At 36.5% G+C, this 17,798-nt stretch carries 20 protein-coding genes and 1 pseudogene; 6 read left to right on the top strand and 15 right to left on the bottom strand.

All coding sequences use genetic code 11. The features are described 5' to 3' along the window. Positions 1-105: 105 nt before the first annotated feature. The 5 genes from AC2G3J_RS13105 to AC2G3J_RS13125 form a co-directional block, all read right to left on the bottom strand. A complete protein-coding gene (locus tag AC2G3J_RS13105) occupies positions 106-504 on the bottom strand; it encodes a GFA family protein (RefSeq protein ID WP_336954535.1) in 399 nt (132 codons plus the stop codon). 59 nt (positions 505-563) lie between these two features. Then, entirely contained in the window at positions 564-1,088 is a 525-nt protein-coding gene (locus AC2G3J_RS13110) for a hypothetical protein (protein ID WP_336954533.1), read from the bottom strand. Between the two features lie 29 nt (positions 1,089-1,117). Continuing rightward, entirely contained in the window at positions 1,118-1,900 is a 783-nt protein-coding gene (locus AC2G3J_RS13115) for a lysophospholipid acyltransferase family protein (protein ID WP_336954532.1), read from the bottom strand. Positions 1,901-2,088: 188 nt separating this feature from the next. Beyond that, the gene (locus AC2G3J_RS13120; RefSeq protein ID WP_004721819.1) at positions 2,089-3,204 is read right to left on the bottom strand and encodes a beta-ketoacyl-ACP synthase III; all 1,116 of its coding nucleotides are present in this window, start codon (positions 3,202-3,204) and stop codon (positions 2,089-2,091) included. A 46-nt stretch (positions 3,205-3,250) separates the two neighbouring features. Beyond that, a complete protein-coding gene (locus AC2G3J_RS13125) occupies positions 3,251-7,231 on the bottom strand; it encodes a DUF3418 domain-containing protein (RefSeq protein WP_483770100.1) in 3,981 nt (1,326 codons plus the stop codon). A 618-nt stretch (positions 7,232-7,849) separates the two neighbouring features. Between AC2G3J_RS13125 and ahpC the strand changes: the two genes are divergently transcribed. Then, entirely contained in the window at positions 7,850-8,413 is a 564-nt protein-coding gene (ahpC, locus tag AC2G3J_RS13130) for an alkyl hydroperoxide reductase subunit C (RefSeq protein WP_004721823.1), read from the top strand. A 98-nt stretch (positions 8,414-8,511) separates the two neighbouring features. On the opposite strand, the gene AC2G3J_RS13135 is transcribed toward ahpC, so the two are convergent. Both AC2G3J_RS13135 and AC2G3J_RS13140 read right to left on the bottom strand, forming a co-directional pair. Further along, the gene (locus AC2G3J_RS13135) at positions 8,512-8,868 is read right to left on the bottom strand and encodes a VOC family protein (protein ID WP_483770101.1); all 357 of its coding nucleotides are present in this window, start codon (positions 8,866-8,868) and stop codon (positions 8,512-8,514) included. A 100-nt stretch (positions 8,869-8,968) separates the two neighbouring features. Beyond that, complete coding sequence (locus tag AC2G3J_RS13140) at positions 8,969-9,472, bottom strand: endonuclease V (protein WP_483770102.1); 504 nt, start codon at positions 9,470-9,472, stop codon at positions 8,969-8,971. A 221-nt stretch (positions 9,473-9,693) separates the two neighbouring features. Here AC2G3J_RS13140 and AC2G3J_RS13145 point away from each other — a divergent pair, with 221 nt between their 5' ends. Further along, a complete protein-coding gene (locus AC2G3J_RS13145) occupies positions 9,694-9,900 on the top strand; it encodes a KTSC domain-containing protein (protein ID WP_004721830.1) in 207 nt (68 codons plus the stop codon). A 60-nt stretch (positions 9,901-9,960) separates the two neighbouring features. On the opposite strand, the gene AC2G3J_RS13150 is transcribed toward AC2G3J_RS13145, so the two are convergent. From AC2G3J_RS13150 to AC2G3J_RS13165, 4 genes are all read right to left on the bottom strand, one after another. Continuing rightward, positions 9,961-10,554, bottom strand: a complete 594-nt coding sequence (locus tag AC2G3J_RS13150; RefSeq protein ID WP_336954528.1) for an O-methyltransferase — start codon at positions 10,552-10,554, stop codon at positions 9,961-9,963. A gap of 141 nt (positions 10,555-10,695) precedes the next feature. Then, positions 10,696-10,911 (bottom strand): DUF1653 domain-containing protein, encoded by a 216-nt coding sequence (locus AC2G3J_RS13155; protein ID WP_419328835.1) that lies wholly within the window; start codon positions 10,909-10,911, stop codon positions 10,696-10,698. A 98-nt stretch (positions 10,912-11,009) separates the two neighbouring features. Next, on the bottom strand, positions 11,010-11,366 hold the full coding sequence (locus AC2G3J_RS13160; protein ID WP_004721834.1) for a hypothetical protein: 357 nt from the start codon (positions 11,364-11,366) through the stop codon (positions 11,010-11,012). A 363-nt stretch (positions 11,367-11,729) separates the two neighbouring features. Further along, a complete protein-coding gene (locus tag AC2G3J_RS13165; protein WP_419360342.1) occupies positions 11,730-12,140 on the bottom strand; it encodes a roadblock/LC7 domain-containing protein in 411 nt (136 codons plus the stop codon). A gap of 871 nt (positions 12,141-13,011) precedes the next feature. On the opposite strand from AC2G3J_RS13165, the gene AC2G3J_RS13170 reads away from it, so the two are divergent. The 3 genes from AC2G3J_RS13170 to AC2G3J_RS13180 all read left to right on the top strand — a co-directional run bounded on the left by AC2G3J_RS13170 (position 13,012) and on the right by AC2G3J_RS13180 (position 15,333). Continuing rightward, positions 13,012-13,356: a hypothetical protein gene (locus AC2G3J_RS13170; protein ID WP_151803479.1), complete on the top strand. Its 345-nt coding sequence runs from the start codon at positions 13,012-13,014 to the stop codon at positions 13,354-13,356. Positions 13,357-13,457: 101 nt separating this feature from the next. Continuing rightward, positions 13,458-14,159 carry a VIT1/CCC1 transporter family protein gene (locus AC2G3J_RS13175; RefSeq protein ID WP_419328834.1) on the top strand — a complete coding sequence of 234 codons (702 nt, stop codon included), beginning with the start codon at positions 13,458-13,460 and terminating at the stop codon, positions 14,157-14,159. Between the two features lie 130 nt (positions 14,160-14,289). Further along, positions 14,290-15,333 (top strand): NAD(P)H-dependent flavin oxidoreductase, encoded by a 1,044-nt coding sequence (locus AC2G3J_RS13180; protein ID WP_483770103.1) that lies wholly within the window; start codon positions 14,290-14,292, stop codon positions 15,331-15,333. On the opposite strand, the pseudogene AC2G3J_RS13185 reads toward AC2G3J_RS13180, so the two are convergent. The 3 genes and pseudogenes from AC2G3J_RS13185 to AC2G3J_RS13195 form a co-directional block, all read right to left on the bottom strand. Then, a pseudogene (locus AC2G3J_RS13185) lies at positions 15,329-15,547 on the bottom strand (thiolase family protein); the annotation flags it as partial. The gene AC2G3J_RS13180 and the pseudogene AC2G3J_RS13185 overlap by 5 nt on opposite strands. A gap of 13 nt (positions 15,548-15,560) precedes the next feature. Continuing rightward, positions 15,561-16,214, bottom strand: coding sequence for a 3-oxoacid CoA-transferase subunit B (locus AC2G3J_RS13190; RefSeq protein ID WP_483770104.1), 654 nt, complete (start codon positions 16,212-16,214; stop codon positions 15,561-15,563). Positions 16,215-16,216: 2 nt separating this feature from the next. After that, positions 16,217-16,900, bottom strand: coding sequence for a 3-oxoacid CoA-transferase subunit A (locus AC2G3J_RS13195; protein ID WP_483770105.1), 684 nt, complete (start codon positions 16,898-16,900; stop codon positions 16,217-16,219). Between the two features lie 162 nt (positions 16,901-17,062). On the opposite strand from AC2G3J_RS13195, the gene AC2G3J_RS13200 reads away from it, so the two are divergent. Further along, on the top strand, positions 17,063-17,428 hold the full coding sequence (locus tag AC2G3J_RS13200; protein ID WP_483770106.1) for a nuclear transport factor 2 family protein: 366 nt from the start codon (positions 17,063-17,065) through the stop codon (positions 17,426-17,428). A 32-nt stretch (positions 17,429-17,460) separates the two neighbouring features. Here AC2G3J_RS13200 and AC2G3J_RS13205 read toward each other — a convergent pair whose 3' ends face one another. Then, positions 17,461-17,796, bottom strand: coding sequence for a Rieske (2Fe-2S) protein (locus AC2G3J_RS13205; protein WP_419328691.1), 336 nt, complete (start codon positions 17,794-17,796; stop codon positions 17,461-17,463). Between the last annotated feature and the right edge of the window lie 2 nt (positions 17,797-17,798).

Below are 17,798 nucleotides of genomic sequence, written 5' to 3' on the forward strand. Positions count from 1 at the left end.
ATAAAAATATAAAATTCAGATACTTAAAAAAGTAAGATAGCGCACAAAATCTTATTTAAACAATAAATATCCAGCATTCTTACTTTTGAAATATAACTTCACTATTTAGCAAATCGCTTGGACAAATTGTGGCGCAGTATCCAAAATTTCAAACCAAGCAGCTTTGTTATCGGTAAATGCATGTGAAACAATCTTGCCTTGAACAGGCTCATTTACAATACCTACACGTAATCTAACTACTTCTGGTAAGTCTAGACGCGCACTAAATAATGGGGATGCACATCTTTTACAGAAGGTTCGTTTTTTATTTTCAGTGGCATAATATTCTTGAAATAGTGCCTGTCCTTGAACAATCTCTAAATCTTGAGTCTGAATAGGAGCAATCGCCACAAATGCAGAGCCTTGAGCTTTTTGGCATTGCTGACAATGACAAACAAATATTTGAGGGATTTCACTATGAATTTTCAGTTGAATACCACCACAAAGACAAGAAGCTGTATACATTTTTATTCCTTTATATTGTGAGTAAACACATTTTATCGAGCAATTTTAACACTTATAACTTATAAATAATCAAATGGATAATGTGAAAAAAGTTCAGGATGGATACGATTTACAGTATATTGAAATTGCTCCAATCCAATCGTAGACAATGGTTTTTTATCCAAGTGCTGATCCATTGCTTGCAGAAGTAAAGCAAATTGTAAAAATTGGAAAAAGTTGACTTGCATTGACTGGAACTGATCATGCTTTAAACTCTCATCTAAATCCATGCCTAAATCATGATTATAGAATAAAATATCAAAACTATTGCGATCTAAAAACCATTCATCACCTTGCCCTGTACGACCAATTTTCCATAGTTGTTGGGATAATTTTTCCACATGCTCTGCGAAATACTGGTTTTCCTTTATCGCAGTTTCATAGCCAAATAAATCAATATCAGGGGTAATTTCAGTATCGCCACACTGTTGTAAAAATTCAAGATAATGAGGATCTGAAAGAAAAGTCACAGTACTTTGAATGGGTTGAGTTCGCGGATTTAATAGCTGAAGTATCTGTTTAAAATTGGTTTGCAGTTCAAACATTATTGCGCTCTCAATGATTGTTTTTTGTTCTAAGTTTTTTGTTCTAGATCATCTGCTCGATAGGACTTTAAGGCCTCAATTTCAGTATAAATACTCGCTTGCAATTGATCACGAAATACAATCATATCATCCATGCTCCCAATCTGTTCAATAGATAACCGTGGCATAAATTTGAAATAGAAAGGAATCCGCTTTGGAATAATATGCTTTGGAATCGAAGGAATAACCTCACCCTGTCTAAGCAATGAACCTATTTTGGGATTTGATAATATTTTATTAAACCATTTTTGTTTGAGCAGAATATTTACATCGAAAGCCAAATCAAAAACTTCATCACCACCTAAAGCCACAAAAGGAGCTATTTCATAACCAAATTCCTGAGCCAACTTTAAGAAACCAAAGCGTTGCTTCCAGATCAATTGATAAGCTTCACCTTTGCGTTTAATAACTTCTCGACCACCTCCTGGAAAAACCAAAATCGAATAGCCTTGTCGCATCGCTTCTTTGGCATATTCTTGTACGCCATCAACCCCACCGACACGTTTAACTACCTCTTTCCAAATCGGAATATGAAAATGGATATGATCAGCTAAACTAACCACAGCGATTTTATGCTCTGTAAATAAATAATCAATCAGAATCGGAGAATCTAAAACACCATAGATGGTGTGATTACCGACATACATGGCTGGTTTATTCGGTACTAAATTTTCAGTACCTAAAAATGTTGGACGAAAGTAAAAGCGCTGTAAGCTGCTTATTAATCGAATTAGTTTAGCGTTGTGGCGTATTTTCAAGGTTTTTTCAGTCATGTTGTATCTCTACAAAATACTTTTCAACATTTTTTGATCTTACCATTAAGTGTATGACTGCTCCTTTTTCAGGGAAGAGCTTTGAACAAATAAAATAAGTTAAATTTTGGATAATCCCCCCTTCTTTTCAAAGTAGCTGAACTATGCTTTTAGCGACGCAAGGGGGGGAGATTTTATAAAATTATGATTTAAGCAACGTGCTTTTGTACAAGAATTGAACCCACAGAATAACCTGCACCAAATGAACATAGCACACCATATTCACCATCATTCACCTGATCCGCACTACGATGTAATGCAATGATCACACCTGCTGAAGACGTATTGGCAAACTCATCTAAAATGATTGGTACCAAATCAGGATCTGCTTCTGCAACTTCTTTGCCGACAATGAGTTTTAAAATTAATTCATTCATATTGGCATTGGCTTGATGTAGCCAAAAACGTTTTACATTTTCAGGTTGAATACTGTTCTTTTCCAATTGTGTGGAAATAATTTTCGCAACCAATGGACACACTTCTTTAAATACTTTGCGACCATCTTGACGAAATTGCTTATCATCACGAGAAGTTAATTCTGAACCATTTAAGAAACCAAAATTATTTCGGATGTTATTGGAGAATTGGGTAAACAAATGGGTATCTACGATTTCAAACCCTGTTTTGCTATCCGTTTCTTCAATAATTGAAGCTGTTGCAACATCGCCAAAAATAAAATGGCAGTCACGTGAACGATAGTCAGTATGGCCTGAGGTAATTTCCACATTGACCAATAACACACGACGTGCACCCGTTTTTACAGCATCGTAGGCTTGTTTCAAACCAAATGTAGCAGCTGAACACGCCACATTCATGTCGTAGGCATAGCCCTGAATCCCCAATGCAGTTTGAATTTCAATTGCAACAGCAGGATAAGCACGTTGTAAATTTGAACAAGCTAAAATCACCACATCAATGTCTTCTGCAGTTACGCCTGCATTTTCCATCGCTTGTTTTGCCGCAATCACGCCCCACTCAGCTTGGATTGAAAGCTCTTCATCTGAACGTTCTTCTAAACGAGGACGTAAACGATTAATGTCTAGGACACCTGATTTTTCAATCACATAACGACGCTTTACACCTGATGCTTTTTCAATAAATTCTGCACTTGAACCACGACGGGCAACAACTTCACCCGCTTCAATTTTTTCAGCATTTTCACTGTTAAATTGTTCCACATAAGCATTTAAACAATCCACCAATTCTTCATTGGTAATCACTTCTTCAGGATGGTACAAACCTGTACCTGTAATACGGATGCCCATGTAAAACTCCTTTTTAAATTCACAAATATTTCAAATTATTTCTATTCTAACCGATTCCAAGCTTTTCCCATACTTTTTGTATTCTGGTTGACGAAATCGGCATCTTGGTTTTCATTGGTTGAGAAAATAATGAAATACGTAGTTCCTCAACCATGAAGTAGACTTCTTTAACACGGACATCCGACTTAAACTTAAACAGTTTATCCATCCAAGGATCTACTTCTTTAATTGCAGCATCATCACGATTTAGATTATTCGGCAATCGATCTAAACGCAATAACAATGCTTTTAAATAACGAGGATATTCCTGCCAAATATCTGAAGATTTTGAATAAACAAAATTGGATAAGTTCATTAAATCGAGTTGATCCTCAATATCATTCATATTTTTAGCAAATACATCTTGATCCAGCATCAACAATTGCTGGCGTATTTCCTGCCATTGAATATAAATTTCACTGATCAACTTTAATGCTTCCTGACCATAACTTAAAAATGACTTTTTCACATCTGCCATGACTATCGCAAATTCTTCAGCATTAATTGGTAAATCTTGAATTGCCATTTGTAATGTTGCGTACACCAACATTTGCTCAAGTTGTGCTTTATCGCCCAAAGGAGAATATGCCAATGCCAGTGGCTTGGAAATTTGCTTTTTCAATTGACGAATCAAATCCCCCAATTGCATATGAATCAAACGAATTACGCCTTCACGATGCTGTTTAATCGCTTCACTTTGATCATTAAAGGTCTGAATCACAATACCAGAATCATCTTTCAACTCTAACTTAGCAAAGTCTTTGCTTGGAACCAGTGCCTGATATTGTTTAACCACAACCCCAGTTACTTTCTGAGATGCTTCAAATACAAAGCTTTCAGGAAAAGTAGTAAACTCACCTTTTAACTGTTTGACAGGACTGTGTGTTTCAGTTCGACAACGTGCTTTAAGTTCTGCAAGATCACGGCCTTTTTCAATCACGCGACCTTTTTCATCAATTACTTTGATAAATGGAATTAAGAATTGATCAATACGTTCAAAAGAAAAATCTTTATTGGTAATTTGTTCACCACGTAATTGAAATGCCAAAAACTCAAAAATATGCTGACGCAAATGTTGCGCATCGACTGCTTTGATCAATTTATTGGCTGTATCTGGAATCGGCACCAAGTTACGACGTTTATCTTTTGGTAAGGCTTTTAATAAAGCTTCGATTAAATCCAAACGCCAACCCGGAATCCCCCAAGACCAAATATTTTCATCAACTTGAGCTAAGGCCTGTACAGGAATTTTTACAGTTGCGCCATCTTCATCATGACTTGGATCAAAACGATAGCTGGCAACTAAACGCAATTGTCCATTATGTAAATAATCTGGAAATTGCTGTGTGGTTGGACGATCATTCATCCATAAATCATCATCATCAACAAAAAGATAACGAGGATTCTGCGGTTCTACTGTTGCTCTCCAATCTTCAAAGCTGCGACGGCTGGCAATTTCCGTAGGCACTTTAGCGGCATAAAACTGATAAATGGTTTCTTCATCGACGACTAAATCACGACGACGCAGTTTGTCTTCTACCCGCTCCACTTCTTCAAGCTTTAATAGGTTGTGTTTTAAGAATGGTGGCGTTGTTCCCAAGTTTCCTGTAGTTAGCGCATCTCTTAAGAAAATTTCATGTGCAGCCAACTGGTCCACTTTTTCATAATTGGTGGCACGTTTCGGTTCAATGATCAGTCCAAATAATGAAATCTGATCATAAGCATTGACCACACCCGGTTTTTTCGCCCAATGTGGCTCAAAATAATGATGTTTTAATAAGTTCGGTGCAGCCAAAAGAATCCACTCAGGCTCAATTTTTGCCAGTGTGCGTAAATACACCTGTGAGGTTTCGACCATTTCAAATGCCATTACCCATGGGGTATTGGTTTTATGTAAGGTTGATGCAGGAAAAATTCGGGCTTTTTGCTGACGAACTGCCATGAAAATATTACGTTCGTCAGTTTTATTGGCAATAAAGGACAATAGTCCTGTCAATAAGGCACGGTGTAAATTTTCATAACTGGCCTGCTTTTCATTGAATGAAAGTTTTAAACCTTGTGCTAAATCCAGTAATTGTTCATGAGTTTTCTTCCACTCACGTAAGCGCAACCAGCTAAGAAAATGCTGTTTGGCAAAATTACGTCTTTTGCTTTCACTCAAAGTTTCACGATTTTCAGTCAGTGTATTCCACAGTTTAATATAAAATAGAAAATCTGAATCTGCTTCTTTAAATAATGCATGTTTTTGATCCGCCTGCATTTGCTTATCAGCAGGACGCTCGCGTGGGTCTTGTACTGCAAGCGCAGCAACAATAATCAAAACTTCATTCAGTACCCCAAAATGAGCACCACCAAGAATCATACGTGCAAGGCGTGGGTCTATTGGCATTTTTGCCATTTGTAGACCGATTTTGGTTAAACTGTTATTTTGAAGTTCGGCTTTTTTAGTAGCAGGTTGAGCAAGGTTTTTTGCTTTAGCATCACCTACAGTTCCCTGCTTGGAAACCGCAATTTCATTTTGTGCCATTGCTTGAGGAAGATTATTTGAATTTTGCGCGTCATGGATAGCACCTAATTCAATCAGCAACTTACGCCCATCGTTGACCAAACGATGGTCTGGTGGCTCAATAAAATCAAAATCTTCTACAGCACCTAAACCGAGACTTTGCATCTGTAAAATAACCGATGCTAAATTGGTCCGTTTAATTTCTGGTTCAGTAAAATCTGGACGACTTTGAAAATCATCTTCACTGTATAAGCGAATGCAAACACCTGGTGCAATACGACCACATCGCCCTTTACGCTGATTTGCAGCAGCTTGAGAAATCGCTTCAATCGGTAAACGCTGTACCCGTGAACGATAGTTATAGCGAGAAATACGTGCAAAACCACTGTCGATCACATAACGAATATTCGGTACAGTCAATGCTGTTTCAGCAACGTTTGTCGCGATGATAATACGTCGACCACCACCAGATGGATTAAAGATTTTCTGCTGTTCTGCCAAAGCTAAACGAGCATATAAAGGTAAAATTTGCGTGTGTTTAGGACCAAATTTTTGTAAGGTCTCTTGTAGTTCTCGAATTTCTTGTTCAGTACTTGAGAAAATAAGAATATCCGCATGTTCAGGATGTCCCTTAGACTCAGCATCCTTAAAACATTCTTCTACAGCTTGTACCACTGCGCGTGGTAAATTTTCTTCAAACTCATCAAAGTCATCATCATCACTACCGCCGATCGTCATCTCTGAAATCGGACGATAACGCAGTTCTACTGGAAAGCTACGTCCTTCCACTTCAAAAATTGGTGCACCATTAAAATATTCGCTAAAGCGATTCACATCTAATGTCGCTGAAGTAATAATGATTTTTAAATCAGGGCGCTTTTTGACCAGTTGCTTCAGGTAACCCATGATGAAATCAATATTTAATGAACGCTCATGTGCTTCATCAATAATAATCGTGTCATATTTATTTAAATAACGATCATTAGAAAGTTCAGCAAGTAGAATACCATCCGTCATTAAGCGAACGATCGAATCATTTGATCCTTGCTCATTAAAACGCACTTTAAAACTGATGCTTTCACCCAGCTTTTCACCAACTTCTTCAGCAATTCGTTGCGATACGCTTCGTGCTGCTAGACGACGAGGCTGAGTATGACCAATCATCCCAGTTAAACCACGACCTGCAAGCATTGCAATCTGTGGTAATTGCGTAGTTTTACCAGAACCTGTTTCCCCTGCAACAATAATAATCTGATGCTTCTGAATCGCTTCAATCAGTTTATCGGCATACTGGGTAACCGGTAGATCCTGATTGAGTTTGATTGTCGGTAGACTGGCTAATCTTTTTTTGACTTGATGATTTGATTTCTCAAACAATTCTTGGAATTTTTCAGGATGAGCATCTTTTCCTTTTTTCAGTCGATTTAAACGATGGCGATCTCGTACCATAACCCATTGATCGACATTTAACTGATTTGGCACAGATGCATTATCCTAATACTTAAAATTGAACGGAATATTTTACGCTGTAAAGCACAGGAGAGATAGTCCAATCAAAGTGAATTCACCATTGTGTTATACATGTATTATAAAAATAATATTTAAAAGGTGCTAAAGTTTACTCAACTACGCAACTGTCTGTGGTTGCAAATATTCTTATAGACGTAGATCTGTTGCTATATGATCTACAAAACTAGCTAGCTTGAAGTGATGCCCAAGCACAAAACAGCAGTCCCTGTATCATTTGCTCGATGCACAACATTGAAATGTGATGTAGTTAAAATTCAATTTATCTTATATGAACAAATTCTATACATTGAAATAAATTTTATATCTTTTTTAGAAATCACCCTTGAAATATAGCCCCAGAAGCATCATGTTTGTAACAGATTAAAAAAGGATGCTTTGTCATTCAAACATCATCTTGATTTGCTTTAGTTGATGAAACTCTGACAAAACAACGGTTTTTGGTGAAATGTATCTGGAGCACGTTAATTTGATTTTCCGATCTTAGCGATAAAAAAATACTATTTCCCCAATAATCTAAAATTCATTATTCTAGTTAAATATTAGATAAACACCTCAATCATGGAGATAATGATGAGCTTAATTAATACTGAAGTTAAACCATTTAAAGCACAAGCTTTCCAAAACGGCCAATTCATTGAAGTTACAGAAGCCGATCTTAAAGGTAAATGGTCTGTAGTTTTCTTCTATCCAGCAGACTTCACTTTTGTTTGCCCAACAGAACTTGGTGATCTTGCAGACAACTATGCTGAATTCAAAAAATTAGGCGTTGAAATCTACTCTGTTTCTACAGATACACACTTCACGCACAAAGCTTGGCACGATTCTTCTGAAGAAATCAAAAAAATTGAATATGTAATGGTTGGTGACCCAACTTGGGTTCTTGCTAAAAACTTCGAAGTTTTAATTGAATCTGCTGGTCTTGCTGATCGTGGTACTTTCGTTATCGATCCTGAAGGTAAAATCCAAATCATCGAAATCAATGCTGGTGGTATTGGTCGTGATGCTTCTGAACTTCTTCGTAAAGTTAAAGCAGCTCAATACGTTCACGGTCATCCTGGCGAAGTTTGCCCAGCTAAATGGAAAGAAGGTGATGCAACTCTTGCACCTTCAATCGACTTAGTCGGTAAAATCTAATTCTTGAATTAGATTAAACCCATAAAAAACCACGCTTTTTAGCGTGGTTTTTTTACATTGGATTTTATGTGCAGGTTTTTGCGTTTGTAGGTTTTTATTTAATGAGACCAAATTGCAATTTCATATCCGTCTAAATCTTTAAAATGAAAACGACGCCCACCAGGAAAACTAAAGATCTCTTGTACGATAGTTGCTCCTGCCTCTTTCACACACGCTAAACTTTGTTCTAACTGGATACTATATAAGACAATTAATGCCCCACCAAAACTTTGCACATTGTCAGATTGGGTAAAGCCACCTTTTATCTCCCCTGAATCAAACTCACAATATGCAGGACCAAAGTCAGTAAAAGTCCAGCCTAAGTTTTGATAAAACTTTTTGCTTTGGAGGATGTCTTTCACCTTAAATTCAATATAGTTTATTGAAATTTTTTGACGAGACGCTGACTGATCCATATATGTTTCACCATAAATTTATAAAATATTTTTTTAATAAAAAAACAAAGTATTAGCATATAAAAAATGCATTTAAACCACTGGATTTAGAATAGCGTAATTATTTTTGCGTTGTTTTGCTCAAACGATCAACTTGCTTAAGTAGCTCAGGAATACGGTATTTCCCATACATGGACTGCACATTGTGTTTCGCTTTCGCTAATTCTATTCCGATGGCAGAGACATATAAGGGCTTAACACTTTGTCCACGTAGAATTTCAAATTCCTTTGGCGTTCCCCTAAATTCATTTTTAGCCACTCCAATTACAGGAGTTTTATCAGCTAAGGCAGTATATAAATGCTGTCCTAAACCAACTGTTTGTTCAACACCTAAATAAACATAGCCATCAATCACAATCATATCAATGGTTTCTTTCACCAAATCCAATAATTTTAAAATACACGGCAATTCACGTTTATAAAATTGACCTGACTCATAGTCAGCAATTGGCTTGATGGTGATAAGGTAATGGTTCGATATACTAGAACTCGTCCAAGACTCAAATACAATGCCAGCAACTTGTGCAGCGTTTTCTGTATAGGCAATATCTATTGCAAGAATCATAATCTATCCCTAAATTATTAAAAAACTCGTTATCTCGTTTAATTATGATTTTTAAGCGTTTATCTTGCAAAAATACGCAATGTCAAAATATGAATAACCTTATCAAAACAATCATTAGGATTTTTACAAAACCACTATACATTTCTTTAAGTGAATAGACTAATTTCAAAAGATACAGAATATTTTTTCTGTAAAACAATCAAAAGTTTAAGGGGTTGCTTATGGGATCTATGATTACCGTGACTTCTTGGAAGTATAATGCTTCTTCACGGTATTTAAAAATTTTTTATAACAATGGTTCTGGTGAACTTTACCATCCCGTACCAGAATTTATATACAATAATTTACTACGATGTAGTGATAAAACAGCATTCGTGCATAAATACCTAGAATATGATTTACATTTTAAAAGGCTTTCAATTTTATAATTTTAGAGCGGCGCTTTTAAAGTAAAGTCAGGGAGATTTCTCCCTGATATAAAAACTGTGTTAGTTTTTTAATGTCACCATAAACAGACCTGACCCGATCGACAAGGTTGTTGTCATAAACCTTTCATCTTGTTTAACTTCTTTGATAAAGCTTTTAACTTCAGCCGCATGTGATATTACGTTATCAACAATCAAAACTCCGCCATGCTCTACAAGCATCTTCTGTAGATATACCCAGTAATTTAAATAAGCATTGCGTTCAGCATCAAGTAGAATAAAGTCATATTGTTCCTGACACTGTTCTAAGTATTTTTGCGCATCCCCCACCCAAAAATCGATCACGTCATCAACTTTTAACTCTTGAGCATGCAGTTGCGCTTGCTGAGTTCTTTTTTCATCGATCTCAAGCGTTGTCACCTTCGCACCTGTCACTTTGGCTGCATCCGCAAGCCACAATGTAGAATAACCTGTTGATGTTCCGATCTCTAAAATTTTCTTAGACTGCTGAATTCTTACTTGCATCGCTAAAAACAATGCTGATTCAGGTTCGATATTTCGATAGCGTTTAATACGATCACACTGTGTGGCATCAAACTTAATAAAGGATTGATATAGTTCATTCAATCGTTGCAAAAATGGGTTACTTAAACTCATGTTTAGATCTTCCTTTTCACTATCATTGTTATTATTTCAATCATTTACGTCATTGCTATGACAATACATAGCTTTTGACAAGTTACATCGTTACGGTTTATTACATGACTTAATCAACCTATAAAGTCTAACGCATATGGATTAAACAGCATGTAAAAAATCAAATCTTGGTTGAATTTGGCCATTTTCTAATGTGACCTGCTCACAAAACATCTCATAAGGTCTCACCCACACTGAGTAGTCGCCATATAAGCATTGGTAAACCACAACTTTTTCTCGGGTTTCACTATGTGTTGCGACATGAAAGACTTGGTATAAATTACCTTTATAATGTTTATAAATTCCAGCTTTTAACATCTACACTCAACACTCTAAATACGATACTTATGTTATACAGGATAGTAAAAGAAAAAACTCGTCCGAGGACGAGTTTTTTAAGCTTTTCAGTTTTTAAATTAAGAAAAATCTAAGCCTTTTTCAAATGCTTTTAACTCGTGACGAGCCATTGCTAAGTTTGATTTAGAACGATCTAAAACCAGATAAAGAAATAAATTTTCATTTGAATCAAGTGGACGAATCAAGTGATACTGCTTACCTAATGTAATTAAAATATCTTCAATTACATCATCTAATTTTAGTGCTTTTGCAACTTTACGCTTAGCACGAACAACTTCAGTATTACCTGCTGCTGCTAATTCTAAGTCTAAACCTGCACCCGCAGTCGCTAAAGATAAACCACTTTCGCTATCTACTAATGCAGCACAAACGAAACCATCGATATCAGTTAATTGATCTAGTGTGATACGAGCCATGAGCATCCCCGTTGCTTTCAACATTGTTGTTCGTTTTAGCAATTCAATTTTTATTTTGCTTTACTAAAACACTTTACTATATAGCTAAAAATTTTCATTTCTAACTAACATGGATAAATTAGTATTCTTTTTGAATACCCATTTAATTTTATTTGATAATCAATTTTAATTAATTATTTCCACACTCATTTAAATAGCATAAAAAATATTAATTATTCAATAGAAATTTAAAAAATAAATAACTAATTTGACTATTTAAAGCTTTCAAAAAATTCCAAAAAATACCAGATTCGAAAAAAAATCAGTATAGATCTCATTTTTAAAAAAAATGTAAACCTCATCACATATTTTAAAATAACTTCCCTATATGTTTCTCGTGAGTAATTCAGAAGTAGATTTGAGCTCATATAGGATCTGCCCCAATAAAATATCTTTGTTGGTCATCGCCACTAAAACCAACGGATGCTTTGGATGAGGAATTGCGGTTAATAGCGCTTTTCCATTCTCTGCATCTAAGGTAATTGTTTGACATCCAACAAGATTGATTTCTGAAACAAATGCTGTCACTAAGGCCAAAATCGAACTACTCACTGCAGCAATTTTTCCAGAATTGTTAATATTTTTCTTGTTGGCTAAAGCAATTTCAAAACCATCAGAAGTACACAACATGATGAACTCTACACCACTGACCGAGTTCAAAAGTTGTCTGATTTGTTTTTCAGCATATACGACAAAATCATCGGGTACTTTTCGAGATGTGTTTAGATCAAGCATATTCAAGAAAACCCCATAAATTAATTTGTAAATTAAGCATTTTTAAAAGCCGAAAAACATGTTTTCTAGACTTTTTCTAGTGACAGAATTATTTGATATACTTCACATTTTAGCTCAATTCTATCTGTTTTTATTGGCTTGTAAATATTTTTTTTCAATTTTAATTTATTTTTACAGCACTGATTTTGTCTCCAAAGTTCAAAATTGTCAGATCTAGTACTACTCGTCACTTTTAATCGATTAATATCATAAATTGTTTAGATCTTAAACTATGTCTTGATTTAATTTTAACGATAAAACATAGAAACAACTTTTTTATTTTTTCATTAAGTATTTTATTGATACTTGAGTTTTAGATATAAAGCGAGTGTATTCATATTATATTAAACTTTTATTAAAATTATGTTGATCAGTTATTATTCAATATAAGATAAATTGATCTTATAAAAAATTTACATTTTATTTTTTGATTTGGTTATTTTTTGTGTTTATATTTGGATTTGTTGATCATTCCTCTATGTTTGCGACAGTGTGTGTTTTAGATGATACTAGGCACGAAATATGAAATTTAGTCTTTCTAAATGAGTAGTTCGTAACAAGGTAACAGTAAAAAATACACTAGTCCCTGAGCTTCGCCTTGTGCTGCCAATAAAGCAGTGCTTTGTTCTTACTCTGGTTGCAACTAAAATTAGCTCTGTTGGCGTTATGAAACTTAAAAGAGATCCGTTATTCTTTTTGTTTCATCCTTAGTGACTTATACAAGCTTTGCTCAATTTTAGCCTACAACGCAAGCTACTTATGAAATATTAACGAGCCCTTATTTTATCCAACTGCTGGATGCCAAAAATTAATTTAAAAAAGGTACAAGACAATGAATAAACTTCTACTTTCTCTTGGTCTGATTGCAACGATTGCACTTGTTGGTTGTAATAAAGACAAAGCACCTGAAACGGGTGCGACTACAGGTGAACATGCTGCAAATGCCGTAGAACAAGCAAAACATGATGCAGAACACGCGGCTCAAAATGCAGCGGATGCGACTGCTAAAGCTGCGGATAATGCAGCAAATGCAACTGCGACTGCTGTAGATCATGCAGCTGATGCAACTGCCCATGCTGCAGATGCAACTGTTGATGCTGCTAAAGATGCCACTGCAACTGCTGCGGGTGCTGTTGAAAAAGGTGCTGCTGACGTTAAAGAAAAAGCGAGCCAATAGTTTTAATATGAAAAAAAGCTCCTAAATATAGGAGCTTTTTTTCATTTGTCATATATTTACATTATAAATTAACCGACTTTCAGTCACATGGAGTTTTGTTTATGTCTCATTCTCACCACCTAGAACAGCATTTTATACAACGTACAGGCTGGTTAAGAGCAGCCGTCTTAGGTGCAAATGATGGCATTATTTCTGTGACTAGTTTAGTGATGGGAATGGCAGCAAGCGGTGCCTCAAGCCACACCCTGCTGATTACCTGTATTGCAGGATTAATTTCTGGTGCAACCTCAATGGCTGCCGGTGAATATATTTCCGTTAAATCACAGTCAGATATTGAAGCAGCAGATCTAAAAGTAGAAGCTCTAGAATTAGAAAAGAATCCGCACTTAGAGCTTAAAGAACTTACCCACATTTATATTCAACGTGGTTTAGATCCTGAATTGGCGCATCAAGTTGCTGTTCAACTCACAGAAAAAAATGCTTTGGAAGCACATGCACGTGATGAAATTGGGATCAATGAAGCAACTGCTGCAAGACCATTACAGGCTGCTGGTTCTTCTGCATTATCTTTTTCTATTGGTGCATTATTTCCGACATTATCAATTGTGTTTAGCCCGGAAGCATATTTAGAGAAAATTGTTTTAGTTGTCGGTATCTTATCTCTAGTCATACTGGGTGCGTTATCCAGCTATTTTGCTGGTACATCAATACTCAAAGGTAGTTTCCGTGTGGCTGTGTGGGGAATTATCGCAATGGCGTTCTCAAGCTGGATTGGTTCACTGTTCCAAGTCACTCCAATTTAATTTATGTCTTGATAAAATAAGTCGCAACTTAAAGATGTATTTAAATTATATTTTTATAATAAATACCGAACATAATTTGCTAATTTGCAGCCGCTTCGGCAAAGTAACTTAAAACACAAGGAGCTTAAGTATGTCTTTATTAGAACAATTAGGGATAAAACATCCCATATTACTTGCACCAATGGCTGGAGTTTCTACCCCACTATTGGCTGCAGAAGTATCAAATCAAGGGGCTTTGGGTGCTTTAGGACTCGGTGCAAATACACTAGATTCTGCATTAAAACAAATTCATGAAACTCAAGCACTAACACCACATCCTTTTCAATTAAACTTTTTCTGTCATGAATCAGCAGCATTAAACACTGAATCTAATCTGTTATGGAGTCAACATTTAGCAACTGAATTTGAAAAATTTGGTGCAAGCCCACCTACAGAATTAAAATGTATTTACCCTAGCTTTAAAGACAATGATGATTTTTTAAACCTTTGTTTAGACACTCAACCCAAAGCAGTAAGTTTCCACTTTGGCATCCCGCATGAATATCAAATTCAAAAATTAAAACAAGCCGGTATCATCACAATTGTTTCTACAACCAATCTAACTGAAGCGCTCACTATCGAAGAAGCAGGGATTGATATTATTGTAGCTCAAGGTATCGAAGCAGGTGGACATCGCGGTATTTTTAATGCTCAAATTGATGGCGCAATTAAAACCGCTGATTTAGTCCAACTCATCAAAAAATATAGTTCACTTCCTGTCATTGCAGCAGGTGGTATTATGAATGGGCAACAAGCTAAAACCATGTTAAACCTTGGTGCTGATGCCGTTCAATTGGGAACTGCTTTTGTACAATGTAAATCTTCAAATGCCAATGCAGCATACCGCAAGGCTTTATTTGATCACCCACTCACTCAAATTACTTCAAGCATTTCAGGTCGCCCAGCACGCGGCATCATCAATCATTGGCAAGCGAGGATTGATCAGCCCGACCGTCCACATGTAGCCGCCTACCCTTATGCCTATGATTTAGCTAAACAACTGAATGCTTTAGCTGTTCAACATGGTGATACTGGCTTTGGTGCATTCTGGGCTGGAAGTAATGTTGGACTGATCCGTGAATTAGAAGCTCGAGATCTAGTTAATCAACTGGTTGTAGAAATGAACCATTCATAATGCTGACATGCCCGACATTACGGTTGTCTTCACTGGCCTGATTGGCATAGCCATAAATCACATTATCGACTTGTTGCCAATCTACCGTTGGATTACGTTGTATCAATACTTGAATTGGAATAGTACCGAGGTCATCTGCACGTACTGGCGCAAGACCACCGGCATAACGACCAAATGGAGTACGGATGGCATCTATGATGTAAGCGTTTTTCATGTTGTCTATATCCTTAAGCCGGTATCGCGTCAATCAATGGAGCACCCGTCAAAGCCTGTAATTCTTCAAAGCTCAGACCTGCAACTTTTTCAAGCACTTTTAAACCCTCTGGGGTCACGTCAATCACACATAAGTCAGTATAGATACGATCAACACAATGCTTACCTGTCACAGGATAGCTCAGTTCTTCAACAATCTTAGGTTCACCTTGCTTGGTTACATGGTCTGTGGTGATAAAGACTTTCTTGGCCCCTACAGCCAAATCCATTGCACCACCCACCGCAGGAATCGCATCCGCCGCACCGGTATGCCAATTGGCAAGGTCGCCATTGGCCGCCACTTGGAATGCACCCAATACAGCAATATCCAAATGTCCACCACGCATCATGGCAAAAGAATCACCGTGATGGAAAAACGAGCCACCCGTTAGCATGGTGACATATTCTTTGCCTGCGTTAATCAGCTCAGGATCTTCTTCACCTTTGGCGGGTGGAGGACCAAAAGCCAATAAACCATTTTCAGAATGCAGGAATACATCTTTGTTTGTTGGCAAGTATTTTGAAATCTTGGTTGGTAAACCAATACCTAAATTGACATATACACCATCGGGAATATCTTGGGCAACACGTTCAGCAATTTGGTCACGGCTTAGTTTTTGGTAGCTCATTGTTATTCTCCATTACCATTGGCTGCATCAACTGCAACCACATGCTGAACAAAAATTCCTGGGGTAATAATATGCTCAGGATCGAGCTGACCCAGTTCAACCACCTCTGAAACCTGTGCAATGGTGACATCTGCAGCCATCGCCATAATTGGACCAAAGTTACGTGCTGATTTGTTATAAACCAAGTTGCCCCAACGGTCGCCTTGATGTGCTTTAATCAGTGCAAAGTCTGCTTTAATCGGATATTCAAGTACGTAGTCTTTGCCATCGATATGACGTGTTTCTTTGCCATCTGCCAATAATGTGCCAAAGCCTGTTGGGGTAAAGACTGCACCTAAACCCATTCCAGCGGCTTGAATACGACACGCCAGATTGCCTTGCGGTACTACTTCAAGCTCGACCTTTCCAGCACGGTACAGTTCATCAAACACATAAGAGTCAGACTGACGTGGGAAAGAACAGATTACTTTTTTAACTGAACCGGCTTTAAGCAGTTTAGCCAAGCCATAATCACCATTACCGGCGTTATTACTCACAATAGTCAGGTCTTTAATACCCAGTTCAATTAGTCCGTCAATGAGTTCAGCGGGTTGTCCTGCGGTACCAAACCCACCAATCAGGATGGTTGTACCATCTTTAATCTGCGATAAAACCTCGGTAAGTGAAGCCTCACTTTTATTTATCATAGCCAATCCATTATTCTAAAATTATTATGCTTTATTGTAGATTATTCAAATAAAAAGATAGCTTATAAAACTGCAAATACAATGTTCTGTAATTTAGAACAATTGAACACCCTTAAACTTAATATCATGAGGGGACTAATAATTTTAAGGGATGAAGAATTTATGGAAATGCAAATTAGAGAAATAGAGAAAAAGCGCTTTGATAGCTTAATTGATAAACACTATGAAAAATTTGCGAATATGTGCGATACAAATCTTCGATATGTACATACCAGCGGTACAGTTGATGATTTAGCAACTTTTATAACAAAGCTCAAAGCCGGTTATTATGATTATCAACATATTGAATATGATATTGATACTGTTGTAGAGATGCAGGACTGCGTAATTGTTACTGCTAATTTTTATGCAAAGCTTTTAATTAATCAACAACCTAGAACATTACAGAACCGAGCATTATCAGTATGGAAAAAAGAACATAAAGAACTAAAATTAATGATGTATCAGGCAACACCTTTTAGTTCCTAATTCAATAATAAAACGTTAGTCTCAAGCAGAGGCTAACGTTTTAGAAAAACTGCCCCATCTTTTACTTCAACTTTTACCAACGTCAAAGAGTGACCTTTGCAGGGACCATCAACACACAATCCAGTAGTTATATCAAACATCGCTGAGTGATGCGCACACATAATTAATTTATTTTTATAAGTACTGAATACACCTGTTTTATAATCTAACTGAACAGAAAAATGAGGACAGATATTTTCATAAGCATAAAATTTATCTCCACCTTTAATCACAATAATACTTTTTTTAAGATCGTCAGGATGCGCCACTCTTAGACAAATTTCTTGAAAAAAATCAGAATTTTCACAGAGTTTAATTAAATTTTTCATAA

The organism is Acinetobacter legionensis, assembly GCF_057165765.1.